The organism is Methylocystis sp. JR02 (genome assembly GCF_030063565.1).
Taxonomy (GTDB): domain Bacteria; phylum Pseudomonadota; class Alphaproteobacteria; order Rhizobiales; family Beijerinckiaceae; genus Methylocystis; species Methylocystis iwaonis.
Genome location: NZ_JASIRC010000001.1, coordinates 1,310,465 through 1,334,530 on the forward strand (window position 1 = coordinate 1,310,465; position 24,066 = coordinate 1,334,530).

The window sequence follows — 24,066 nt, forward strand, 5'->3', positions numbered from 1 at the left end:
TATGGCCGAGACCACCCTTTCCTCGCTCGCCGACCTCAATCAGGCGGCCGTCGCCGCCGCGGTCGAAGCGCCGAAATACGAGCAGAAGCTCGACAAATATGGCCGCGCCTACGCCACCGGCAAGCGCAAGAACGCCGTCGCCCGCGTGTGGATCAAGCCGGGCTCCGGCAAGATCACGGTCAACGGCCGCGACATCGAAGTCTATTTCGCGCGTCCGGTGCTGCGCATGATCCTGCAGCAGCCGCTCGGCGTCGCCAAGCGCGTCGACCAGTATGACGTCATGGTGTCGGTCGCCGGCGGCGGCCTCTCCGGCCAGGCCGGCGCGGTGCGCCACGGCCTCGCCAAGGCGCTGACCCATTATGAGCCCGAACTGCGTTCGGCGCTCAAGAGAGAAGGCTTCCTCACCCGCGACTCCCGCGTGGTCGAGCGCAAGAAATACGGCAAGCGCAAGGCTCGCCGCAGCTTCCAGTTCTCGAAGCGCTAAAGCGACAGACGCCGCGGCGCCTTCCTCGATACACCGAGGCGACGAAGCCGGGCTCTGCCCGGCTTCAGTTTTTTGGCAAACCACCGAGGCGGCCTCGTCCTTCGAGACGCGAGCTTCGCTCGCTCCTCAGGATGAGGCCTAAGTGTTTTACGCAGATGAAGAAGCCCCTCATGCTGAGGAGCCTGCGCAGCAGGCGTCTCGAAGCACATGGGGCGTCATCGCCCGCTGGGGATGACAAAGCCCGAACGCGAGCTGTACAACCGGACCGGGCCACGAGGCGGTTCAGCAGGCGCTCGACAGCCCGTCGAGCGCGCGCAGAACCCCTAACCCTCGGGCGCTTCAAGCGCCGAGATGACGCCACAGCAAGCTCTACCTCGGCGCACGGTGAACGGATAAAGTGCCAGCTCCCGGCATGCAGGCGGTCTGCCCGCGGTCAAATTGGAGTAACTGATGAACCCTTTGTTCGTCAGCGTTCTGTCCTTCTTCGCTTTCATGGCCTCCTCGCTCGGCGGCCTGTGGCTCGCGCATAATCTGCCCGACACGCAGATGACGGACCGCAATCGGGACCTCATCAAGGAGGCTCGCCGCATGCTGGTGGCGCTCGCGTCGCTGACGCTCGGTCTGATCATCGCTTCCGCGACCACGTCGTTCGAGCAGCGCAGCAATGAGGTGGAAGACAGCGCGTCCAAGATCATCGCGCTCGATTCCACCCTTGCGAAATATGGCGCAGCCGCCAATGAGAGCAGGCAAATGCTGCGTGATCTGGTGAAACGCGGCGTCGAGCGGATCGACATCGCCGCGGCGGAAGGGTTCAATACGGAGAAGACGCGGAAGGGAATCGGCGTCAACAAACTCCAGTTGAAACTTTTGCAGCTCTCGCCGCAAAATGAGCGTGAGACATGGCTTCGCTCGACGGCGCTCGGCCTGGCGAATGACCTCGGCGCGTATCGCTGGTTGAAATATTCCGGCTCGGATGGGCGGATACAATGGCCGTTTCTGGCCATTCTGATCTTCTGGCTTTGCGGCGTTTTCGTCAGCTATGGAGTCGTGGCGCCGTCCAACGCTACGGCGATCGGCACAATGACGGTGGTGGCGCTGTGCATGGCCATGGCTATCCTATTGACCCTCGACCTCGACACGCCCAATCGTGGCCTGATCAGAATGTCCGCGGCGCCCCTGAATATGGCGCTGGAACAGCTCGGCGCACTCGAGCCGGCAGCGGCGCCCGGCCGACCATGAATGACCTGCGGGGACAGAGCCTTGCGTTGCGCCATCGAAAAACCGTAAGAACTCCCTCGGTTACAATAAAATCAAAGACTGGCGGCGCATCGCCTTTTTCTCGGCGAGATGGGTCGCCGTCGCGTTCCAACTCAATCAATCTGTCCAGAGCTCAGCCCATGCGCCTTTCGATCGTCATGCTCGCCTTCGTCGCCATAGCCGCCCCGGCCCTCGCCGGCGATCCACAAATCATCGGCGCCAAGGACGGCAAGGATGTCGTCACTGTCCGCGTGGGGGAGGCCTCGACCTCGAAACAGGCCCTGCCCTTCTTCCCTGGGATTTCCGGGAAAAACGCCGGCGCCAAGGGGCTGTCTTTGCTCAAAGTGGTCATTCCGCCGGGCGCCTCGGCGCAGGCGCATGTCCACAAGGGCTATGAGTCGGCGATCTATCTGCTGCAAGGGACGGTCGAAACCAAATACGGCGAGCATCTCGAAAAGAGCGTCGTGAATGTCGCCGGCGATTTCATCTACATCCCCGCCGACGTGCCGCATCAGCCGACCAATCTCAGCAAGACCGAGCCGGCCATCGCCATCGTGGCGCGCAATGACGGCGAGGAGCAGGAACATGTGATCCTGCTGCCGAAGAAGTAGAGAAACGATAAGCCCGCATTTCGCTGCGCAAGCAGCGATCCGACGAGCGAGCTGTTTTGGAAAATCGCGATTCAGTTTGCCAGCTCGAGCGAGTGGATCAAACTGCCAAGACCTGACCAGAGACGATGATATCCTGCCGTCATGTCTCGCACGCATCGATTATTCGAACTCTTGCAGATGCTGCGCCGCCGCCGCGGGCCCGTGAGCGGGGCGGAACTCGCGCGTGAGGCGGGCGTCTCCCTGCGAACGCTCTATCGTGACATCGCCGCCTTGCAGGCGCTAGGGGCTGAAATCGAAGGCGAGCCAGGCGTCGGATATGTGCTCCGGCACGGTTTCCTTCTGCCCCCGCTCATGTTCTCACATGAAGAGATCGAAGCGCTGGCGCTCGGCGCAAAATGGGTGGCGCGCCGCACCGACGATTCGCTTTCCGACGCGGCGCGCAACGCCATAGCTAAAATCTCGGCCGTTCTGCCTCGAGACCTAAAAGGTCGATTGGACGACGACGCGCTTATCGTCGGCTCGGGAAGGGAACGACCGCAGCATGTCGAATTAGCGGCGCTACGGCGGGCGTTACGCGAAGAGCGCAAACTCGCCCTGTCCTATCGCGACGAGAAAGGTCTGCGTACAGAGCGGATCGTGTGGCCAGTGGCGCTCGGCTTTTTCGAGTCGGCCCGCGTTCTCGCCGGCTGGTGCGAGTTGCGGGGAGCATTCCGTCATTTCCGCTCCGACCGGATCGAATCCGCGCGGATTTTAGAGGAACGCCCACCGCGACGGCGTCAAACGCTGTTGAAGGAGTGGCGGCAAAATATGCTGACAGAAGCTGACAGTGTGCTTGCTTATGGTCGCCGCGTCTCAGCACAGGCGAAGGGATCAGCCATGACGAAGGAGCTTGTTTTCTACACCCATCCGCAATCGCGCGGCATGGTCGTTCATTGGGTGTTGGAGGAGATCGGCGCGCCTTATTCGATCGACGTGAAGGAATACGGAACAACGATGAAAGCGCCGGAGTATCTGGCCATCAATCCGATGGGCAAAGTCCCGGCTATCCGGCACGGGGATATGGTGGTGACGGAAACCGCCGCAATCTGCGCCTATCTCGCCGACGCCTTCCCGCAAGCCAGGCTCGCGCCGGCGCCTGAGGCGCGCGGCGACTACTATCGCTGGCTGTTTTTCGCGGCTGGCTGCGTGGAGCCGGCGATGAGCAATCACGCAGCCGGCTGGGATCCAGCGCCGGACATGCGGGCGCGCTTTGGCTATGGCTCTTACGACGCCGTGATCGAAACACTGGCAAGGGCTTTGGCGGGTCGTCGTTATATTGCCGGCGACGCTTTCACCGCCGCGGACGCTTACGTTGGTTCGATGATCGGCTTTGGAATGCGCGTTGGCGTGATCGACAAGCGCCCGGAGTTCGAGGCTTATTGGAGCGGCTTGGAAAATCGCCCAGCACGGCGGCGCGCCGCCGCACAGGCGGAAAAGCTTGCGTCCAAGCAGGCGTGGGAGCCCGCATGAACGCGCGTTGATCTCCTTTCAACGATAGGGCTGTGCAGCGACTTCCTAGGGATAATACGAGGTCCGCTGTTAGGCGCCATTCCCGACGCTCGCGCAGCTTCGACGCACAGGAAATCACCGCCGTCATTGCGAGGAGGCGGAGCCGACGAAGCAACCCAGGGCCGCATCGCTGCCCTGGATTGCTTCGCTTCGCTCGCAATGACGGGTTCTGGCCAAAACCAGCGCTTTTGCGGCTCTGGAGCCTTCGGCCCGTCGGGAATGACAAGCGCCCGACGCGAGCTATTCAAACCGAAATGGTATAAAAAGAAGCAGAACCAGTAAAAGCGCCCGGCGAGAAAATAGGCTCGAGCCTGCGGCGCCAGCGGCCCGGAAGCCTGCGCGGATGGCCGGGAAGACAGCCGGCTTCGTGTACATTTCCAGAGGCCGCCGCGCGAGCGTGATTCTGTGCATTCGTAATGCTTTAGCAGCAAAGCTTGCGATTGTTTAAACCAAAGGTCACGGTCGCAATACGGATTGTTACTTAGTAATGCTTTAAAACGAATAGCAAAGCCACAGGCTATCTGTATCAAATATGCCACATCAATACAATAACTGACCGAGTCCCTCACCTGGAAACACCATTCAAACCAATTCTGGGCTAAGAAACGGATGCATGAGTGTTCGGCCCCCAAGCGGACCGCCTCCTCAAATTCAGAGAAAGGGCAATAAAATGAAAAGAATATTCTTAATTGCGACGGCCTCACTCCTCGCGCTCGGGTCGGCGCTGGCCGCGGATCTTCCCTCCCGCAAGGAAGCCCCCGTTTATGTCCCGCCGCCGCCCCCGCCGCCGTTGTGGACGGGTTTCTACGCCGGTTTGAACCTCGGCGGCGGTTGGCAGGACCACACCTCCTCCAATGTCTGGGGCTGGGGCTGGAATAATGGCGGCAACAACACCGGCGGCGTCGTCGGCGGCGGCCAGATTGGCTATAATTATCAGTTCGGCCAGAGCTTCCTCGTCGGCATCGAGACCGACTTCCAGGGCACGAGCATCGGCTCGGGCGGCAACAACAACAACCCCTGGCTTTGGGGCGGCTTCGGTCCCTGGGGCGGCTGGGGCGGCCTCAACGCCACGGCCCGCATCAACTGGTTCGGCACGGTTCGCGGCCGTCTGGGCTGGCTCTTTACGCCCACCCTGCTGGTCTATGGCACGGGCGGCTTCGCTTACGGCGACGTGCAGCGTAACTTCTGGTGGAACCAGAACAGCGTCGTGCAGACCGGCTGGACCGCCGGCGGCGGCGTCGAGTGGCTGTTCCTGCCCAACTGGTCGGCCAAGGCCGAATATCTCTACACGGATATCAGCGGCAACAACCAGAACCAGTTCTTCAACCCCGGCTTCGGGCTGAACAACGTCAACAATCACACCCGCTTCCACACGGTTCGCGCGGGCGTGAACTATCACTTCAACCTTTTCGGCGGGTCGGCTCCGGTCCTCGCGAAATACTGATACGGCTTTCCGGCCGACAAGAATCCGACCTCGCGGCCGGGTTCTCTTGACGCAACCCTCGGCCTTTCGCGCCAGCGAAAGCCGGGGGTTTGTCGTATCGGGGGTTGCGAACCAAAGTTTTCGCGCAGGCGGCTCAAAACACCCCGGCGTCCAATCCCGCCGCGGCCAGCGCGCCCAACTCCCGACATTGCTGGACAAAATCCTCGCGCCAATCGCCGCGGCAGATCAGCGGCGGCTGGATCGCCCGCCATCTCAGCCCCCTGACGATCGTCTCGACGCCCCGCCGCGCGCCCGTCCCGTCGCTGCCAGCGCGGATGCACAAGGCGTAGGGAAGCCCTTGCGAATGGTCGAGGCACGGATAGTAGCAGCGGTCGAAGAAATCCTTGAGGGCGCCGCTCATGTAACCCAGATTCTCAGGCGTCAGGAGAACGACCGCCTGGGCCGCCAGCACGTCTTCGGGTTGCGCCTCGAAGGGGCTTAGAAGGCGCGTCTCGACGGTCTCGATCTCCGGCGCGTTCGCGCTCGACAATCGCGTCGCGCATACGCTGCAAATTGGCGGAAGGCGTATGTGCGACGAGAAGGAGCCGCTTCTTCACGTGGATACACTCCTGATGCGCCCTGGCGCCCGCGCGCTTGTTGACAAGGCGTCACGCAGCCATCATCCAAGCCGCGCATAAACGCGCGCTTCTCCGCGGGATACATCGGCCAATGACCACCAGAATATTCATCGACGGCGACGCCGGCACCACGGGGCTCGAAATCCGCGAGCGGCTCGCCGGCCGCGCCGACATCGAAATCGTCGCGATTCCGGCCGAAAAACGCAAGGATGTCGAGGCCAAGCGCGCCATCCTCGCCGCCGTCGACATCGCCATTCTCTGCCTGCCCGACGACGCCGCCAAGGAGACCGTCGCGCTCTGCGATGCGCTCGGCGACAAGGCCCCGCGCCTGCTCGACGCCTCGACCGCGCATCGCGTCGCGCCGGGCTGGGTCTATGGCTTTCCGGAGCTCTGCGCCGGCCAGCCAGAGGCGATCGCCAAAGCGGCGCGCGTCGCCAATGTCGGCTGCTACGCCACTGGCTCCATCGCGCTGCTGCGCCCGCTCGTCGACGCCGGCCTGATTCAGCCCGACCAGCAACTTACGATCAACGCAGTCTCCGGCTATTCGGGTGGCGGACGGCAGATGATCGAATCTTACGAGAAGGGCGAGGCTCCGGCCTTCGAGCTTTACGGGCTTTCTCTCGAGCATAAGCATCTGCCCGAGATCATGGCCTATGCGAAGCTCTCCGTGCGCCCGCTGTTCGTGCCGTCGGTCGGCAATTTCCGCCAGGGCATGCTGGTGTCGATCCCGCTCCCGCTCGACGCTTTGCCGGGCAAGCCTAGAGCCGCGGATTTCGAGGCCGCCTATCAGCGACACTATGAGGGCGCGCCGCATGTGCGCGTCATGCCGGCGCCGGCGGGAGGGCGCCTCGACGCGCTCGCGCTCAACGGCACGGATGACATGGAGGTTTTCGTCTTCGCCAATGAGCCGCGGCGCCACGCCGTGCTGGTTGCGCGTCTCGACAATCTCGGCAAGGGCGCGTCAGGCGCGGCGGTGCAAAATCTCGATCTGATGATCGGCGGTCGTAAGCGGGCCTGAAGGCCCGCGGTCCATGGCGGCGTCCGGACCGCGCGCCTTCAGGCGCGCACGGGCATCACTCCCTAATGGCACGGACGACATGGAGGTTTTCGTCTTCGCCAATGAGGCGCGGCGCCACGCCGTGCTGGTGGCGCGTCTCGACAATCTCGGCAAGGGCGCGCGTCGGGCACCGCGGTGCAGAATCTCGATCTGATGATCGGCGGCGGCAAGCGGGCCTGAAGGCCCGCGGTCCATAGCGGCGTCCGGACCGCGCGCCTTCAGGCGCGCACGGGCATCACTCCCTAATGGCACGGACGACATGGAGGTTTTCGTCTTCGCCAATGAGGCGCGGCGCCACGCCGTGCTGGTTGCGCGTTTCGACAATCTCGGCAAGCGCGCGTCAGGCGCGGCGGTGCAGAGTCTCGATCTGATGATCGGCGGCGGCAAGCGGGCCTGAAGGCCCGCGGTCCATGGCGGCGTCCGGACCGCGCGCCTTCAGGCGCGCATCATGTTCATTCCGTATAGGCCGTCACGCCCGCCGGCAGCTTCTGCGCCACATCCTCGTAGCGGCTGGTGCGCGTGCCCATCATGGTCTCGAAGGCCTCGTGCACCTCGCTCACCGATTTGGCTTTGAGCTTGCGGCCCTGCTGGGCGTAGAAGATCGGCCTGTTGGCGCGGGCGGGCTTGGGCAGCAAAGCGGCGGCCGACATTGTCGGCTTCTCGATCAGCGCCTGCATGAAGCGCTCGGTGTCCTCCGGCCCGAGGAAGTGGATGAGATAGGTCTCGCCTGGGGTGAGCTGGCGACCGATCTTCTCGGCGATCTTGGAGCCGTCCTTCTTCAGCATCTGCGCCGCCAGCGCCGCCGAGAGATAGGGATCGTTGCGCAGGCCGAGGATTTTGGCGCGTTGCTGCGGCGCGACGCGCCCGATGGCGTCTGCGCCGTCGGCGATGGCGTTCGCCTCCTCCTCGCGGCCGTAGAGATGACCGAAATTCTTGACCGCCTGAAGCCAGGTCTTCTCGACGAATTGAAAGAGCCCGCTCGCCGAGGAGGTGCGCGCCTTGGCGGTGGTCGAGAAGGCGGATTCCTTGTCGGCGATCGCCATGAGCAGCGCCGGGTCCATCTCGGTCTGGTTCGCGGCCTTCACGACGCGCTCGACGATCGATTTATGAACCCTCACCGAACCGAAGCGCATCACGCCGGGCGCGTCGGAGGCGGCCTCGCCCTCCGCGCCGAGGCGATGCGCCCAGGTCAGCGCCGCCTGCTCGAGCGAGAAGTCGCTGTCGAGCGCGGCCTCGTCGTCACCCCGCGTCAATTGCATGAAAGGCGTCGGGGGCGCGTGCGGCTTGGCGGCGCGGGCGACGCGCTCATAGCGGGGCGCCGCCACGCGCTTGACCGAGAAGCTCAGCGCCGCAAGCGTCGAAAGGACGACGCCGACACAAGCCGTGCGAAGAATGATCGGGAAAGCGCGGCCTTCAAGGATCGACGCCCAGCGGTCGCCCAAACTCATGCCGGGCGCGGACCCCAATGCGGGCTGCGAATACTCCGTCATTCTTCTCGTCGACTCCCTGCGCCGCAACAGCGGCCTTAACAAGAAGTTACGCAGAAGGAACGGCGAAAGAGCGACGGCGCGCGCCACCCCCGCGCCATATTCGGCGCGGCGGCGGGCCCGAGAAAATTCAGCAAAAACCCGTGTGTTCCGGACGCTTTAGGTGCGACAACGCGCGTGCGGCCTTATTTGCGCCATCAAACCGGCAGGCGCTTCCTTGTTAGAACGGCACCTTCGAGAGCAGCGCCTGGATCAGGTGATAATCCGGGCCGGCGACAGGGGTCGTGCGCGCCAGGAAATCGACGGGCTTGCCGTCTTCCATCCCATAGTCCGCAATGCGGGTCACTTTCCTCGATTTGTCGAAATAGACGGCGAGCACATGCTGATCCGTGATGTTTTGCGGCATGAAGGCCATGGAGCGCTCGAGTCGCTGGCTGACGTAATACCAGGCGTCGCCGCCGATCGTGGACGTCGTGGAGGGCGTGCCGAGCAATTGCATGACCTGGGGCGCCGCCATGCCCGGCTTCACCTGCATGGCCTTGCGCGAGTCGATCACCGCGCCGCGATTGATGACGCCGTCATAGCCCAGGCAGCCGGAGAGCGAAGCCGCGACGCCAAAGGCCGCCAACATTCTCACGGCCGACGAACCGAAACAGCCCCTCGAAAAACCGCGCAAGCCCAGCCCCGCCATATCGATCTCCAAGCTACTTTCCCGCCGGCGACGCGACGCGCGCCGGTATCCTGCATCGCAATTCGGCTTGCCTAGCCTTCGATTGGCGCGAAAGCAAGACGATCGTGGCCGGATAGATCAGAGAACTGGCGCCAATGAGGCGGCCAACGTATCTAAAAGCCATGAATGCGCCTGAAAGAGAGAAGAGAGGGCAAAATGATTGACGAACATAATATGGCCCTCGGCGAGAAGCCGCCATTCTCGCGCCCGCTGACCCTGACCGAAGTTCCGCCGGAAGGTCTCGAGATAAAAATCGCCGCCACGGACGCCGAGCGCGCGGCGCTGGCGCAGATGAACGGCCTGCCCGCCGTTCTTTCGCTGGAAGCGGCGCTCCGCGCACGGCGCTGGCGCGGCGACGGGCTGGAGGTAACCGGCGAGCTGCGCGCTCATGTGCGCCAGACCTGCGTCGTCACGCTCGATGAATTCGACTCCGAGGTTGTCGAGCCCATCGAGCTGCGCTTCGCGCCGCCAAAGGAGGCCCCCAAGCCCCGCTCGCGCCGCCACGAGCCCGAGCCGGAGGCGATCGAGCAGAACATGCTCGACGATGATCCGCCCGACCCGCTGCTCGGCGGCGCGGTCGATCTCGGGGCGGTGGTCTCGGAGTTCCTCACTTTGACGCTCGATCCCTATCCGCGTAAGCCCGGCGCCGAATTTGTGGAGCCCGCTCCCGAGGCGGAGGAGGAAGGCGGCGTGGTTTCGCCTTTCGCGAAGTTGCGACCCGCGGGGAAGTAGTATGCCGCGGGCCTGAAGGCCCGCGGTCCTCTGCGGCGCCCGGACCGCGCGCCTTCAGGCGCGCTTGAAACCTCTGGACGCGTAGCCCCGGTCAAGCAAGCGCCGCGACGTGGCACTTGCGCGGCCGCGCAGCAAATGGCAATCACCCGCGCAGAACGCGGAGCCATGGCGGAATCGTCGGTTCGGCCAGATGGCGTCGCCGGTCACAGTCTCGCGCCCGCGAGCTGCTCATACGCCTGCGGTCCGCGGGCGCGCCGGCGCATCGCCGGCATGCGAGGGAAACTGGAAGCAATGGCGGAGAAAGTTCGGATCGCGGTCGACGCGATGGGCGGCGATTTCGGCCCGTCGGTGACGATCCCCGGCTGCGCCCTCGCCCTCGAACGCATGCCCGGCAGCCAGTTTCTGCTCTTTGGCGACGAGACGGCGATCCGTGCCGAGCTCGCGAACCATCCGCGCCTCGCCGAGCGCGCCGAGATCCGCCATTCGAGCGTCAACATCCGCATGGATGACAAGCCGAGCCAGGCTTTGCGCTATGGGCGGCGCGTCTCCTCGATGTGGATGGCGATCGAAGCGGTCAAGAAGGGCGAGGCCGACGCCGCAATCTCCGCCGGCAACACCGGCGCGCTGATGGCCATGTCGAAAATCTGTCTACGCACCATGGCCCGCGTCGACCGGCCGGCCCTCGCCTGCCTGTGGCCGACGCTACGCGGCCAGTCCATCGTACTCGACGTCGGCGCCTCGATTGGCGCCAACGCCAGCCACCTCGTCGATCTCGCCATCATGGGCTCGGCGATGGCGCGCATCATCCTCGGCCTGGAGCGGCCGACCGTCGGCCTGCTCAATGTCGGCACCGAGGAGATCAAGGGCGTCGAGGAGGTCAAGGCCGCCGCCGCCATCCTGCGCGAATCCGACCTTCCTGGCCTCGAATATGCGGGCTTCGTCGAGGGCGACGGCATCGGCATGGGCGCCGTGGACGTCGTCGTGACGGAAGGCTTCACGGGCAATATCACGCTCAAGACCGCCGAAGGCACGGCGAAGCAGATCGCGGCCTATCTCAAAGCCGCCATGAGCGGCTCGCTCTTCGCCAAAATCGGCTATCTCTTCGCCCGCGGCGCCTTCGCCGAGCTCAAGGGCAAGATGGACACGCGCGCCGTCAACGGCGGCGTGTTTCTCGGCCTCGAAGGCATCGTCATCAAGAGCCACGGCGGAACGGACTCTGTGGGCTTCGCCCGCGCGATCGAGATCGGCTACGAAATGGCCAAGAACGATCTCATGAACCGCATTCGCGACACGGTCGCGATCGCCCACCAATTCGAAAGCGGCGCCGCCGATCCGGCCAGCCCGTCGCAGGAAACCGCTCAGTGACGTCACATCCCCTGCTCCGCTCCGTCGTTCTCGGCGTGGGCTCCTATCTGCCCGCCAAGACGCTGACCAATGACGACCTCGCCAAGATCGTCGACACCAGCGACGAGTGGATTTTCCAGCGCACGGGCATCAAGGAACGCCACATCGCCGCCGAGGGTGAAACCACCTCGATGCTCGGCGAGAAGGCGGCGCGCGCGGCGCTCGCAAACGCCGGCCTCACCCCCGACGACATCGACCTGATCATCGTCGGCACCTCCACTCCCGACTGGACCTTCCCCTCGACCGCGACGCAAATTCAGGCGGCCCTCGGCGTCGCCCATGGCGTCGCCTTCGATCTTCAGGCGGTTTGCTCAGGCTTCGTTTTCGCGCTCTCGACCGCCGATAAATTCCTGCGCTCGGGCTCGCACAAGCGCGCCCTCGTCATCGGCGCGGAGACATTCTCTCGCATCCTCAACTGGGAAGACCGAACGACCTGCGTCCTCTTCGGCGACGGCGCTGGCGCGATGGTGCTGGAGGCCCGGCCCTCCAGCGGCGCCTTGAGCGAGCGCGGCGTGCTGACGACGCATTTGCGCTCCGACGGCCGGCATCGGACGAAGCTCTATGTCGACGGCGGTCCTTCCGCCACGCAGACGGTCGGCCATCTCCGCATGTCCGGTCAGGAAGTCTTCAAATTCGCCGTCGGCAAGGTGACCGACGTCGTCGTCGACGCTTTCGCCGCGACGGGCCTCTCGGCCGCGGAGCTCGATTGGTTCGTGCCGCATCAGGCCAACCGGCGGATCATCGACATGTCGGCGCAAAAGCTCGGCATCGCGCCCGAAAAGATCGTCGCCACCGTCCATCTGCACGGCAACACCTCGGCCGCCAGCATTCCCCTCGCCCTTTCGGTCGCGGCGGCGGATGGCCGCATCAAGCAGGGCGATCTCGTCATGCTGGAGGCCGTCGGCGGCGGATTCACCTGGGGATCGGCTTTGATCCGCTGGTAAGTCGGCGAAACGACAACGCAATTGTTTTCGGCCCCGAAATGCGCCCGATTCACGCTCGGGCGCTGCAACTTGCGCTTGATTTTTTGCAGCAATTCTGAATAATTCCGACAACGGATGAGCGAGCCGGGCTTCGGCGACGGCTAATGGTTCTTTGGCGGTATTTGCTGATTGCGCTCCGACCGATTGCAGTAAAAGCAACTATCCGCGCAAACTATCTCCGCCTCCAATATTTTTGCAACGAAGAATTACAAGGTTCCAAATGTCCCAGGAGCAAATCCTCTTGCCGAACGGCGATGGCGCTAGCGCTTTTGTCTACGGCGACCAATCGATCAGAACGACGACGCGCGCGGATCTCGCCGAGGCAGTTCATCAGCATACTGGTCTAGGCCGCAGTGAAGCCTCCAAATATGTCGAAATGGTGCTCGACGAGATTTTCGAAAGCATCGTCTCGCGGGAAGACGTCAAACTGTCGTCCTTCGGCGCTTTTCTCGTTCGCGCCAAGCGGGAGCGGCAGGGCCGCAATCCCAAGACGGGAGAGTCGGCGAAAATTACGGCGCGGCTGGTCGTGACCTTCAAGCCCTCCAACGTGCTGCGCGCGCGCATCAACAATGGTTTGGAGGAGCCGGCGGCCTTGCCCGGCAAGAATGGCCAAGCCCCGAAGCCGAATGGGAAAAGCCCCCCGAACGAGAGAACGGTCTGATACCATTTCCGGTTGAATAGCTCGCATGGGAACTTGTCGTTCCCGGCGGGTTGAAAGCCCGACCGGGAATCCAGAGCCACAAAAGCGCTGGTTTGGCTCTGGTTTCCCGATCGCTCGCTGCGCGAGCGTCGGGAATGACAGCGAACCAATCAAGCGGATCTCGTATGACGCCTCGCGACGGCGAAGGCGCAAGCGCCTCTTGACAAGACTTCCCGGCGCATGCGCCAAGCGCCTATGGCCAAGTCCCGTTCTTTCTTCGTCTGCCAAAACTGCGGCGCCGTCGCCGCGCGCTGGCAGGGACGCTGCGAATCTTGCGGCGAATGGAACTCTATCGCCGAGGAAAGCGATCCGGGTCCGACGGCGCTGCGCGTAACGCGCGGGCGCGCGATCGAGCTCGAAGGGCTCGCCGGGTCGGATCGGCCGGCAGAGCGCATCGTCACCGGGATCGACGAATTCGACCGGGTGACGGGCGGCGGATTCGTGCCGGGCTCGGTCCTGCTGCTCGGGGGCGAGCCCGGCATCGGCAAATCGACCCTGCTCATCCAGGCCTGCGCGGCGCTCGCGCGGCGCGGGGAGCGGGTCATTTACATTTCCGGCGAAGAGGCCGTGGCGCAAGTGCGGCTGCGCGCGGCCCGCCTCAGCCTTGCCGACGCGCCGGTCGAACTCGCCTCGGCCACGCAGGTCGAGGATATTCTCGCCACCTGCGCGACGGGCAAACGCGCAGCGCTGATCGTCATTGATTCGATCCAGACCATGCACACGGAGGTCGCGCCCTCCGCCCCCGGCACGGTCACGCAAGTGCGGGCGAGCGCGCAGGCCCTGCTCCGCCACGCCAAGACCAGCGGCTCGACGATCATCCTTGTCGGCCACGTCACCAAGGACGGTCAGGTCGCCGGACCGCGCGTCGTCGAACACATGGTCGATGCAGTGCTGTCGTTCGAGGGCGATGCGGCGCATCACTTTCGCATGTTGCGGGCCTCGAAAAACCGTTTCGGCGCGACCGGCGAAATCGGCGTCTTCGAAATGACGGGGCTCGGGCTCGCCGAGGTGGCCAACCCCTCGGCGATCTTTCTAGCGGGGCGCGACGCCACCGCGCCGGGCGCGGCGGTCTTCGCCGGCATGGAAGGCCAGCGCCCCATGCTGATCGAAATCCAGGCGCTCGTCGCGCCGACCTCGCTGGGCACGCCGCGGCGCGCCGTCGTGGGTTTCGACCAGAATCGCCTGTCGATGATCCTCGCCGTGCTGGAGGCGCATGGCGGTTTGAAGCTCGGGATGCACGATGTTTATCTCAATGTCGCTGGCGGCCTGCGCGCCGACGAGCCGGCGGGCGATCTCGCCGCCGCGGCGGCGCTCGTATCCTCACTGACGGGCGCCGTCCTCCCCGCCGATCAGGCGTTCTTCGGAGAAATCGGCCTGTCCGGCGCCATCAGGCCCGTCATCCACGCCGGGATGCGGCTGCGCGAGGCCGCCAAGCTGGGCTTTCACCAAGCGGTGCTGGCGCAAAGCCAGCAGATCAATGACGACGAGCGGCGCGCCGGACTGATACTGCGGCCCTGCGCCGACGTCGCCCAGCTCGTCGCCGCGATCGCGCAGACCGCGCCGCGAGCGCGGTAGACTGAAATTTAAGCTTTCTACTTCCCGCCGACGGCTGAGTTGCGCTAGAAGCAAGCCGTCGTACGTTCCCGCGGCCATCGACCCAGCCGCCTTCGATCAGCAGAGCGCGCTTGCGAAAGCGAATGGCGTGACGGGCGTTCTTAGCGCGCCGGCGAAGCGTTGGGATTTCCGAGCGTCAGGGCGAAACGAAGAGGACTTCGATGCCGTCGTACCTTGATCTAGCAGTTATTATTATCGTTCTGGTGTCCGGCATGCTCGCCTTGCTGCGCGGATTCACCCGCGAAGTGCTGGCGATCCTCTCATGGGTGGCGGCGGCCTTCGCGGCTTACTATCTGCACCCCATGGCGCTGCCCTATATAAAACCTTACCTCGCCAAGGACGAGCTCGCGCTCGCCGCGTCGGTCGCGGCCGTTTTCTTCGTGGCGCTGGTGCTGGTGTCGATTTTCACCGTGAAGCTTTCCGACGTGATCCTAGACTCCAAGATCGGCGCGCTCGACCGTTCGCTGGGCTTCGTCTTCGGCGCCGTCCGCGGCATGCTTCTCGCGGTTGTCGCCTTCCTTTTCTACGGCTGGCTGGTGCCCGACCCCAATCAGCCGGAATGGGTCCGCAGCGCCCGCGCCAAGCCGCTGCTACAGGCGGGCGGCGAGAAGCTGCGCGAATGGCTTCCCGACGACATGGACAGCATCGTCGCCAAGATCAAAGCCAAGAAGGGCGGCGCGCCTGTCGAAGAGACCCCGCCCGCCGAATCCGAGCTCGAGAAGGCGCTGCCGTCGGGCGAGAAGCAGTAAGAGGATGACGCGCAAAGGGCCGAAAAACTTGCCGGCGTCCGCGCCGATTGGCAAAGATGATGCTAGAGCGCAGCACCGCGCTTCGATAGGGGAGACAGCGCAATGACAGACAGCCAATCCATTGCCGGCCCGATCGAAACCACCGACGATCTCGACGGCGATCGTCTGCGCGAATATTGCGGCGTTTTCGGCGTCTTCGATTTCGAGGACGCCGCGGCCATCACCGCTCTCGGCCTTCACGCGCTTCAGCATCGCGGCCAAGAGGCCGCCGGCATCGTCACCTATGATGCGGGCGGCCGTTTCCACGCCGAGCGGCGCCTCGGGCTTGTCGGCGATCACTTCTCCAAGGAAAGCACGATCAAGCGCCTCCCCGGCTCCGCCGCGATCGGCCATGTCCGTTATGCGACGACCGGCGAAACCATTTTACGCAATGTTCAGCCGCTTTTCGCCGAGCTGAACACCGGCGGCTTCGCCGTCGCGCATAACGGCAATCTCACCAATGCGCAGGCGCTGCGCCGCGACCTCATCAAGGAAGGCTCGATCTTTCAGTCGACCTCCGACACGGAGGTCATCCTCCACCTTGTGGCGCGCAGCCGCAAGCCGCAGCTTATCGACCGCTTCATCGAGGCGCTGCGCGCCATCGAAGGCGCCTATTCGCTCGTCGCCCTGACGAACAAGAAGCTCATCGGCGCGCGCGACCCGCTCGGCATCCGCCCCCTCGTCATCGGCGAGCTGGACGGCAAATATATCCTGGCCTCGGAAACCTGCGCGCTCGACATCATCGGCGCGCGCTTCGTGCGCGACGTCAAGAATGGCGAAATCGTCATCATCTCGGAGTCGGGGATCGAGAGCATCGAACCCTTCCCCGCCCGGGCGGCGCGGCCCTGTATCTTCGAATTCATTTACTTCGCACGGCCGGACTCTCTCGTTCAGGGCCGTCCGGTCTATGAGGTCCGCAAGGCCATGGGCCGCGAGCTGGCGCGCGAGCAGAACATCGCGGCCGATGTCGTGGTGCCGGTGCCGGATTCGGGCGTCCCGGCGGCGATCGGCTACTCGCGCGAGTCGGGCATTCCTTTCGAGCTGGGCATCATCCGCAACCATTACGTCGGCCGCACCTTCATCCAGCCCACGCAATCGGTGCGCGAGGTCGGCGTGCGCATGAAGCACAGCGCCAATCGCTGCGTGGTCGAGGGCAAGCGCGTCATCCTCATCGACGACTCGATCGTGCGCGGCACGACCTCGGTGAAGATCGTGCAGATGATGCGCGACGCGGGCGCCACCGAGGTGCATTTCCTCATCTCCTCGCCGCCCATCACCCATCCGGACTATTACGGCATCGACACGCCGCAGAAGGAAAAGCTCCTCGCCGCGACGCATTCGCTGGAGGAGATGCGCGCCTATATAGGCTGCGATTCGCTATCTTTCCTTTCGGTCGATGGCATCTATCGCGCGATGGGCTTCGACGGCCGCGACAAGACGCATCCCCAATTTACCGACCATTGCTTCACGGGCGACTATCCGACGTCTCTGACGGACCTCGTGGAGGAGAACCGCGCGCAGCTCTCGCTGCTGGCGGAGGCGAGCTGAGGCCTTTTTATCGACAGAGGCAAACTCATGGCCGCACCCGCAAAAAAGCCGATGACGGCGGCCGAATTTCTCCAATGGGCGCAGGAGACGGAGCGCAAGCGCTGCGAGCTGGTCCACGGCGAGATCATCGCTATGGCGCCGGAGCGCGCGGAGCACAGCCGGATCAAGGCGCGGATCTGGCGCGCGCTCGCCGACGCCGTCGAACGCACAGGCGCAAACTGCGAGGCTTTTATCGATAGCCTCGGCGTGGCGGTCGACGATTACACTGTCTATGAGCCCGACGCCCTGGTGAACTGCGGCGACGCCGTCGCGCCCGATTCACTTCTCGCAACTTCGCCGGTTGTCGTTGTCGAGGTGATCTCGCCTTCCTCGCGAAGTCTCGACACCAACGCAAAGCTTTCGGACTATTTTCGCGTCCCGACCATTGCGCATTATTTGGTGGTCGACTCCAAAAGGCGTCTCGTCCTGCATTATTCCCGCGACGGCGATCGGATCGCCGTCGCCTTCGTCAAGGAAGGCGCCATAGCGCTGATCCCACCCGGTCTCTCCATCGAGATCGCCGACATCTTCCCCTAACCGGATTATCAGTTGGAAGCCTCCCCCATCATCGCTCTCGTCACCGGCGCCTCCCGCGGCGTCGGCCGCGCCATCTCTCTCGAACTCGCGCGCCAGGGCGCGCATATTGTGGCGCTCGCCCGCACGCAGGGCGCACTGGAGGAACTCGACGACGACATCCGGGCGCTCGGCGGGCAAGCGACGCTCGTTCCCTGCGACGTCACGGATTTCGACGCGCTCGACCGTCTCGGCGCAGCGCTGTTCGAGCGCTGGGGCAAGCTCGACATCTTCGTCGGCAACGCCGGTGTGCTCGGCCCCCTGTCGCCGCTCGCCCATGTGGACGTCAAGGATTGGAACCGCGTCGTGGCGGTGAATGTCACGGCCAATTGGCGGCTCATCCGTTCGCTCGATCCGCTGCTGCGGGCGTCTGGCGCCGGACGCGTTCTTTTCGTCACCTCGGGCGCGGCGCACAAGGCGAAGCCCTTCTGGGGGCCCTACGCCGTCTCTAAAGCCGCTCTCGACGCCATGGCGCGCACCTACGCGGCGGAGGTGAAGAATGACGGCGTCACGGTGATGATCGCCAATCCGGGCCCGTTACGCACCCGCATGCGCGCCCAGGCCATGCCGGGCGAAGACCCCATGACGCTGCCGGCGCCCGAGGATTTTGCAAAAAAATGCCTCCCGCTGCTGGCACCCGACTGGCGCGAGACCGGGAGGCTCTATGACTTTCCCACCGACCGGCTGATGGACTTCCGCCCGCCGGCGTGAAAAGCGCGGGGTCACCCCCGCGCTTGGCCATCAGTGATGGTGGTGATGATGATGGTGATGGTGGTGATGGTGGTGATGACCGTGGTGGTGCCTATGGAACACGGGCGCCGGCGCCGCGACATAGGCGAGCGTGAGGCTCTCGACGCCCGCGTTCCAGCCAAGACCCGCGCCCGCTTCGATCTGGAAGGGCTGCAGCGAGAAGGTGTTGTCCGAGCCGCCGACGAGGACCGCGCCGCCGCCGCCGACGCCGATCTTGGCGGAAACGCCCGGGCCGACGTAATTGCCGGCAAGCGCGCCGGGGCCGACCTTGCCGGTGGCCGCGATCACGCCCCAGGCGAGCTCGCCCTGGCCGTTGATGGTGATGTTCGGGCCGACCTTGGTCAGCGTGCCGACGTAATGGACCGGGAGGGCGCCTTCCTCGTCGTCGCTATAGGCGCAGTCGATCTGCTGGTTTTCGACGATGACGCTCAGATCGTTGCCCAGCAGCCTGCACTGAAGCGTGCCAACGCGGCCGTCGGCGATAGCGGCTGCCGGAGCCAGAAGCGCCAAAATCGCGGCGCCGCCGAGCGCGTGGCTCAGTTTGAAACGGATAGACATAGAACTCCTCCTCTTTTTCTCTTCGAGCCGTTAAAGCTCTTACCGCGATCGCAAACTTCAGCAGAATGCTACGCATAAGGCGCAGTATATGACAACCGGCTGGATCGCTACAGTGGTAACGAGAACGGCGCCATTTCGAATGTGCGGCGTCGCACGCAGCGACGATCGCGCGAGTAATCCCTTTGATTGCAGCCCCTTGCAAACGGCGATCGGGCGGGCGATCTTGAGGTAAGCCAACGCGGCCTGTTATGCGGCGCTTGGACGCGGCGGCGGAGACGGAGCGATGAGCGCGCAACTCCCTGTTTTGTATGAATCACAGCTTTCGAGCGCCGACATCGAGGCGTTGCGCGCGGCCGTCGCCGCACTGGAGCGCCAGAGCTTTGCCGGACGCGTCGCGCGCCTTGCCGGCCGGCGCATGGGGCTCGTCAGCCGTCCCCTGCCCCCGCAGCTTCAGGAAATGGCTGGTTTGGCCGCGCAGAAGGCGCTGACGACCGCCTTGCGAGTGGCGCTGTCGAGCCTCGAAGGCGCGCCGCAAGGCGACACCACGCGGTTTCACCGCCGCCTCGCTGCGCTCACAGGCGGCGTCGGCGGCGCGGTCGGCCTGGCGAGCCTCCCTGTGGAGCTGCCTCTTTCGACCACCATCATGCTGCGCTCCATCGCCGACATCGCGCGTAGTCACGGTGAAAGTCTGCGCAACCCTGAGACGGGGCTCGCCTGTCTCGAGGTCTTCGCGCTGGGCGGCCATGCCGGCGACAATATGCTCGAAGGCGGTTATCTCGCCGTCCGCGGCCTGCTCGCCAAGTCCGTCAGCGACGCGGCGCGATATGTGGCGACGCGCGGGGTCTCGCAGGAGGCCGCGCCCGCGCTGGTGCGGCTGGTCGGACAGCTCTCGGCGCGTTTCGGCGTCGTCGTCTCGCAGAAAGTCGCCGCCCAGGCGGTGCCGATCATCGGCGCGGTCAGCGGCGCAGCGATCAATCTCGCCTTCACCGAGCATTTTCAGACGCTGGCGCGCGGCCATTTTGCGGTGCGCCGCCTGGAGCGCATCTATAATCCGGCGCTGGTGCGCGCCCAATATGCCCGCATCGCCCGCGAAGAAGGCTATTGGGACGCGCCGCTCAACGCCTAAAGCACGGTCTCCCGAACCGCCATCTTGTCCGCCATCCTTTGCCCGTGCGTCGCGCTCACCCGGTCGACCAGCGCGCGCAAGGCGCGACGCGCATCCTCCGTCCGCGCTTCCGTCAATCGCGAGAAGCCATATGCAAAGGCCACGGCGAGCCCGGTCAGGCAGGCAAAGGAGAGGATTTGCAGCGACCCCGGGCAGTCGTGGGGCATCCATTCCTCGCCAGCGAAACCACGGATTGCGCCAGCGCCGAGGAAGACGACGGGATTGTGAACCGCATAGAGAGAATAGGAAAAATCCGCGAGCTTGCGATTGATCTCCGCCGCGCGGCCCTCCTGGAATGGAGATCGGTCGAAACGCAGGGCGACGATCACATTGGCGAAGAGGAAGGCGTTGAGCACATCGACGAATTGTTGAAGCTGAGGGACCGCCTCCAACGCCGGGCCCCTCACCGTCAGACGCGTAACCACGACCGATACGATGAGAATCGCCAGCGCCAGCTTGTAGTTTCCAATGAGAGGACGCGTCGTGACGCGGGCGACGGCGCCCATGACCCAGATCAGGAAATAGAAAGCGAACAGCGTCTGGGGCGCGCAAAGCGCCGCGAATAGGGCGACCCCCGCCGTGAAAGCCGCGGCTTTCGCCCGCCAGCTCAGCCCGCGATGCAGGGGCAAAAGCAGCAGCGGGAAAACAATATAGCTCCAAAATTCGCAGGCCAGCGACCACAAAGGGGCGCTCGTGCCATAAAAGGGCGAATAGATCTCCTGCACGTTCAAGAGATTAGGAGGAATCAGGTTCAGGCCGAAATGCCCATCGAAGAGCTTGTTCTCGTAGAAAGACTTGCGGAACAGCGCGCGGCCGAGCGTGTCGAAAGTGAAGGTTACCAATAAAGCCGGGATCAAGACGACGTAAATGCGCGTCACACGATTGATGAGATAGCTTTTCAAAAAGGATTTCTCTTGCAAGATCGCGGTCAAAGCGTTGCCGCCAACGAGAAAACCCGAAATGACAAAAAAGCCGATGACCGCAAAATGCGCGAACTGAAAGTGGCTGACAAACCACCAAATGTAATTGGTCGCGCTCTGAGGCGTAATCATCATACCGCTAAAACGATTGAAGAGCGGCGTTTCGTGCCCGATCAAGACGACAAAGGCGAAGAGCCAGCGGCCGCCGTCGAGAAAATTCGAAAGTCGGGGCTCCAGTCTCAAATTATTTTTCTCCTCTTATAGCTAAGCTCTCCTTTCATTTTTACACACTCGCCGACCGAGGCGGAAGTCTCTGCTTGTGCCTATTTGCCGCCCACCCACAGGACCCGTCTTGCGCGTCTGCGCCCCAGCCCCTATCACCCTGCCCTATGGCCGACGCATTCTCCCCCAAATCCGACTTTCTGCGCGTTCTTCTTGAGCGCGGCTTCGTGCATCAGTGCTCCGACTTCGAGGGGCTGGACGAGAAGGCGGCTGCCGGCGGACTGGCGGCCTATATCGGCTTCGACTGCACGGCCTCTTCGCTTCATGTCGGCTCGCTTCTGCCGATCATGCTGCTCGCCTGGCTCCAGCGCACCGGCGGCAAGCCCTTGCCGCTCATGGGCGGCGGCACCACGCGCGTCGGCGATCCTTCGGGCAAGGACGAAAGCCGCAAGCTTTTGACGATCGAGCAGATCGACGCAAACAAGGCCTCGATCAGGCGCGTTTTTGAGCGCTTCCTGACCTTCGGCGAGGGGCCGACCGACGCCTCGATGCTCGATAACGCCGACTGGCTCGCCGGGCTCAATTACATCGACTTCCTGCGCGACGTCGGCCGGCATTTCTCCGTCAATCGCATGCTCACGATGGACTCGGTGAAGCTGCGGCTCGAGCGCGAGCACGAGCTGTCCTTCATCGAATTCAATTACATGTGCTTGCAGGCCTATGATTTCGTCGAGATCAACCGCCGCTATGGCGCGCTGCTGCAGATGGGCGGCTCGGACCAATGGGGCAATATCGTCACGGGCCTCGACCTCGGCCGCCGCATGGGAACGCCGCAGCTTTACGCGTTGACCTCGCCGCTGCTCACGACCGCTTCCGGCGCCAAAATGGGCAAGACGGCGGCGGGCGCCGTGTGGCTCAACGCCGACATGCTGTCGCCCTACGATTACTGGCAGTTTTGGCGCAATACCGAGGACGCCGACGTCGCCCGCTTCCTGAGGCTTTTCACCTTCCTGCCAATGGACGAGGTCGCCCGGCTGGCGTCGCTCGCCGGCGCCGAGATCAACGAGGCCAAGAAAACCCTCGCCACGGAGGCGACCGCGCTGGTTCACGGCCGCGAGGCCGCCGAACAAGCGGCGGAAACCGCGCGCGCGACCTTTGAAGAGGGCGCGCTGGCTTTGTCGCTCCCGAAGGTTCCCGTCTCGGCTGAGGAGATCGCCGCCGGGCTCGGCGTCCTCTCCGCCTTCGTAAAGGCCGGCCTCGTCGCGTCGACCGGCGAAGCGCGCCGGCAGATCAAAGGCGGCGGCCTGCGTTTGAATGACGCCGTCGTGACCGACGAGCGCGCGACGCTCTCGCAGAAGGATTTCGAGAAGGACGGCGTGGCGAAACTTTCGCTCGGCAAGAAGAAGCACGTGCTGCTGACCCGCGACTAAGTAAACTTGCGCGACTAGCACGCATTGACGCTTGTCATTCCCGAGGGCCCGAAGGTCCGATCGGGATTCCAGAGCCGCAAAAGCGCGCGTTTTACTCTGGATTCCCGATTGCCCGCTCATGCGAGCGTCGGGAATGGAATCCCGACTAAAACGGTGCGGGCATGACTTTCGCCATTATCCAACGGCAGAGCTGCCGCTAACTCTCTCCCGCGACGGGAAACCGATTCGGGAGTTATCTAATGAAAAAGTGGATTTATGTTGTGGGCGTAGCGGCGATCGTCGCCGCGCCGGAAGCGATGGCCCGCGCGGTCCGCGCCCCTGCGCCCGCCCCCGAGGCCGCGCCAAGCCTCTCCCCCTCCCCGCTTCTCGCGCTTCCGCAACCCAATTTCGACGTTCTGGGCGGCCCTTTCCAATATAAAGCCGGCGTCACCTTCATGTCGGAGAATATCTGGCGCGGCATTTCGATCACCAACCACCGCCCCGGCGCGATGGCCTATGGCGAGATCGGCAAGGGCTGGTTCTATCTTGGCGGCGACGTGCTGAACGTCACGCTGCCGACGTCGCCGGCCGCGCAGCTCGACATTTATGGCGGCGTGCGCCCGAACTGGGGGCCGCTGACGCTCGATTTCGGCGCCGTCTATCACGGCCGCCCGGGCAATCAGCAGCAATATTTCCTCGGCGGCCTGTCGCCGGTCCTCACCTATTGGACGCCCGGCGGCATGCCGACGACGCCCTTCGACCAGAGCTTCGTGGAGATTTACGCGAAGCCCAGTTGGGCGCTGAACGACTATCTGACCATCGGCGCGGAGATCGGCTACGATCCGAGCTGGGCGAATTACAACGCCCATGCGCTCTATTCGGGCGGCAACGCCAAGCTCAGCCTGCCCGGCACGGGCGCGTCGATCTCGGGGGCCTTCGGCCATTATTTTCTCGGCATGGGCGATCCCACCTATGGGCCGAGCTATATTCAGCCGGGCGTCAAAGGCATCCAAGGCTTCAAGCTGTCGAGCTACAACACCTGGAACATCGGCGCCTCCTATAAATGGAAGGCGATCACTCTGGACGTTCGCTATCACGACAATACGCTGACGCGCCGCGGCTGCTTCACCAACGTCGCCAATCCCGCCGGCAATTTCGCCGCCGCAGTCTGGGGCCAGGGCTATTCCGACTGGTGTGACTCGCGCGTCGTCGGTTCGATCAATGTGGAGCTCGATTCGACGATGTTCCAGTAACAAACCAGGGCTTGGTGGGACTCCTCCTCCACACCATTTCCGTTTGAACAGCTCGCATTGGCGCCTGTCCTTCCCGGCGGGCCGAAGGCCCGACCGGGAATCCAGAACCCCTATAGCGCTGGTTTTGCTCTGGATTCCCGATCGCTCGCTGCGCGAGCGTCGGGAATGACACT

23 protein-coding genes and 1 pseudogene are annotated in these 24,066 nt (G+C 64.0%); 19 read left to right on the forward strand and 5 right to left on the reverse strand.

Features of this window, described 5'->3' with window-relative positions:
* Position 1 precedes the first annotated feature (1 nt).
* From rpsI to QNA11_RS06345, 5 genes are all read left to right on the forward strand, one after another.
* The gene (gene rpsI / locus QNA11_RS06325; RefSeq protein ID WP_283482357.1) at positions 2-484 is read left to right on the forward strand and encodes a 30S ribosomal protein S9; all 483 of its coding nucleotides are present in this window, start codon (positions 2-4) and stop codon (positions 482-484) included.
* A 450-nt stretch (positions 485-934) separates the two neighbouring features.
* Positions 935-1,723 (forward strand): bestrophin-like domain, encoded by a 789-nt coding sequence (locus QNA11_RS06330; RefSeq protein WP_283482358.1) that lies wholly within the window; start codon positions 935-937, stop codon positions 1,721-1,723.
* Between the two features lie 158 nt (positions 1,724-1,881).
* Entirely contained in the window at positions 1,882-2,352 is a 471-nt protein-coding gene (locus QNA11_RS06335) for a cupin domain-containing protein (protein ID WP_283482359.1), read from the forward strand.
* 141 nt (positions 2,353-2,493) lie between these two features.
* Positions 2,494-3,861 (forward strand): HTH domain-containing protein, encoded by a 1,368-nt coding sequence (locus tag QNA11_RS06340; RefSeq protein WP_283482360.1) that lies wholly within the window; start codon positions 2,494-2,496, stop codon positions 3,859-3,861.
* Between the two features lie 709 nt (positions 3,862-4,570).
* Positions 4,571-5,344: an outer membrane protein gene (locus QNA11_RS06345; RefSeq protein ID WP_202072816.1), complete on the forward strand. Its 774-nt coding sequence runs from the start codon at positions 4,571-4,573 to the stop codon at positions 5,342-5,344.
* 133 nt (positions 5,345-5,477) lie between these two features.
* Here QNA11_RS06345 and QNA11_RS06350 read toward each other — a convergent pair whose 3' ends face one another.
* Positions 5,478-5,873 (reverse strand): flavodoxin family protein, encoded by a 396-nt coding sequence (locus QNA11_RS06350; RefSeq protein WP_283482361.1) that lies wholly within the window; start codon positions 5,871-5,873, stop codon positions 5,478-5,480.
* A gap of 179 nt (positions 5,874-6,052) precedes the next feature.
* On the opposite strand from QNA11_RS06350, the gene argC reads away from it, so the two are divergent.
* Together argC and QNA11_RS06365 are read left to right on the forward strand one after the other, a co-directional pair.
* Complete coding sequence (gene argC / locus QNA11_RS06355) at positions 6,053-6,979, forward strand: N-acetyl-gamma-glutamyl-phosphate reductase (protein ID WP_283482362.1); 927 nt, start codon at positions 6,053-6,055, stop codon at positions 6,977-6,979.
* A gap of 283 nt (positions 6,980-7,262) precedes the next feature.
* Positions 7,263-7,415, forward strand: a pseudogene (locus QNA11_RS06365) (N-acetyl-gamma-glutamyl-phosphate reductase); the annotation flags it as partial.
* A 55-nt stretch (positions 7,416-7,470) separates the two neighbouring features.
* On the opposite strand, the gene QNA11_RS06370 reads toward QNA11_RS06365, so the two are convergent.
* On the reverse strand, positions 7,471-8,508 hold the full coding sequence (locus tag QNA11_RS06370; RefSeq protein WP_283482363.1) for a transglycosylase SLT domain-containing protein: 1,038 nt from the start codon (positions 8,506-8,508) through the stop codon (positions 7,471-7,473).
* 217 nt (positions 8,509-8,725) lie between these two features.
* Positions 8,726-9,196: an outer membrane protein assembly factor BamE gene (locus tag QNA11_RS06375; protein WP_283482364.1), complete on the reverse strand. Its 471-nt coding sequence runs from the start codon at positions 9,194-9,196 to the stop codon at positions 8,726-8,728.
* A 195-nt stretch (positions 9,197-9,391) separates the two neighbouring features.
* On the opposite strand from QNA11_RS06375, the gene QNA11_RS06380 reads away from it, so the two are divergent.
* The 9 genes from QNA11_RS06380 to QNA11_RS06420 all read left to right on the forward strand — a co-directional run bounded on the left by QNA11_RS06380 (position 9,392) and on the right by QNA11_RS06420 (position 18,327).
* On the forward strand, positions 9,392-9,967 hold the full coding sequence (locus tag QNA11_RS06380) for a YceD family protein (RefSeq protein ID WP_283482365.1): 576 nt from the start codon (positions 9,392-9,394) through the stop codon (positions 9,965-9,967).
* Between the two features lie 291 nt (positions 9,968-10,258).
* Complete coding sequence (plsX, locus tag QNA11_RS06385) at positions 10,259-11,332, forward strand: phosphate acyltransferase PlsX (RefSeq protein ID WP_202072811.1); 1,074 nt, start codon at positions 10,259-10,261, stop codon at positions 11,330-11,332.
* A complete protein-coding gene (locus QNA11_RS06390) occupies positions 11,329-12,315 on the forward strand; it encodes a beta-ketoacyl-ACP synthase III (RefSeq protein ID WP_202072810.1) in 987 nt (328 codons plus the stop codon). The genes plsX and QNA11_RS06390 overlap by 4 nt, the downstream gene beginning before the upstream one ends.
* A 259-nt stretch (positions 12,316-12,574) precedes the next feature.
* A complete protein-coding gene (locus tag QNA11_RS06395) occupies positions 12,575-13,015 on the forward strand; it encodes an integration host factor subunit alpha (protein ID WP_413661901.1) in 441 nt (146 codons plus the stop codon).
* A gap of 234 nt (positions 13,016-13,249) precedes the next feature.
* Positions 13,250-14,629 (forward strand): DNA repair protein RadA, encoded by a 1,380-nt coding sequence (gene radA, locus QNA11_RS06400; protein ID WP_283482366.1) that lies wholly within the window; start codon positions 13,250-13,252, stop codon positions 14,627-14,629.
* A 200-nt stretch (positions 14,630-14,829) separates the two neighbouring features.
* A complete protein-coding gene (locus tag QNA11_RS06405; RefSeq protein WP_283482367.1) occupies positions 14,830-15,417 on the forward strand; it encodes a CvpA family protein in 588 nt (195 codons plus the stop codon).
* A gap of 102 nt (positions 15,418-15,519) precedes the next feature.
* On the forward strand, positions 15,520-17,004 hold the full coding sequence (gene purF, locus QNA11_RS06410; RefSeq protein WP_281931803.1) for an amidophosphoribosyltransferase: 1,485 nt from the start codon (positions 15,520-15,522) through the stop codon (positions 17,002-17,004).
* A 27-nt stretch (positions 17,005-17,031) separates the two neighbouring features.
* Positions 17,032-17,580 (forward strand): Uma2 family endonuclease, encoded by a 549-nt coding sequence (locus QNA11_RS06415; RefSeq protein WP_283482368.1) that lies wholly within the window; start codon positions 17,032-17,034, stop codon positions 17,578-17,580.
* 12 nt (positions 17,581-17,592) lie between these two features.
* Positions 17,593-18,327: an SDR family NAD(P)-dependent oxidoreductase gene (locus QNA11_RS06420; RefSeq protein ID WP_283482369.1), complete on the forward strand. Its 735-nt coding sequence runs from the start codon at positions 17,593-17,595 to the stop codon at positions 18,325-18,327.
* Positions 18,328-18,357: 30 nt separating this feature from the next.
* Here QNA11_RS06420 and QNA11_RS06425 read toward each other — a convergent pair whose 3' ends face one another.
* A complete protein-coding gene (locus tag QNA11_RS06425) occupies positions 18,358-18,924 on the reverse strand; it encodes a DUF992 domain-containing protein (protein ID WP_283482370.1) in 567 nt (188 codons plus the stop codon).
* Between the two features lie 283 nt (positions 18,925-19,207).
* Here QNA11_RS06425 and QNA11_RS06430 point away from each other — a divergent pair, with 283 nt between their 5' ends.
* Positions 19,208-20,050 carry an EcsC family protein gene (locus QNA11_RS06430; protein ID WP_283482371.1) on the forward strand — a complete coding sequence of 281 codons (843 nt, stop codon included), beginning with the start codon at positions 19,208-19,210 and terminating at the stop codon, positions 20,048-20,050.
* Here QNA11_RS06430 and QNA11_RS06435 read toward each other — a convergent pair.
* Positions 20,047-21,252, reverse strand: a complete 1,206-nt coding sequence (locus QNA11_RS06435) for an acyltransferase family protein (protein ID WP_283482372.1) — start codon at positions 21,250-21,252, stop codon at positions 20,047-20,049. The genes QNA11_RS06430 and QNA11_RS06435 overlap by 4 nt on opposite strands.
* Before the next feature lie 146 nt (positions 21,253-21,398).
* On the opposite strand from QNA11_RS06435, the gene tyrS reads away from it, so the two are divergent.
* Together tyrS and QNA11_RS06445 are read left to right on the forward strand one after the other, a co-directional pair.
* Positions 21,399-22,661 carry a tyrosine--tRNA ligase gene (gene tyrS, locus QNA11_RS06440; protein WP_283482373.1) on the forward strand — a complete coding sequence of 421 codons (1,263 nt, stop codon included), beginning with the start codon at positions 21,399-21,401 and terminating at the stop codon, positions 22,659-22,661.
* A 239-nt stretch (positions 22,662-22,900) separates the two neighbouring features.
* Positions 22,901-23,893 (forward strand): TorF family putative porin, encoded by a 993-nt coding sequence (locus QNA11_RS06445; RefSeq protein ID WP_283482374.1) that lies wholly within the window; start codon positions 22,901-22,903, stop codon positions 23,891-23,893.
* Positions 23,894-24,066: the final 173 nt, after the last annotated feature.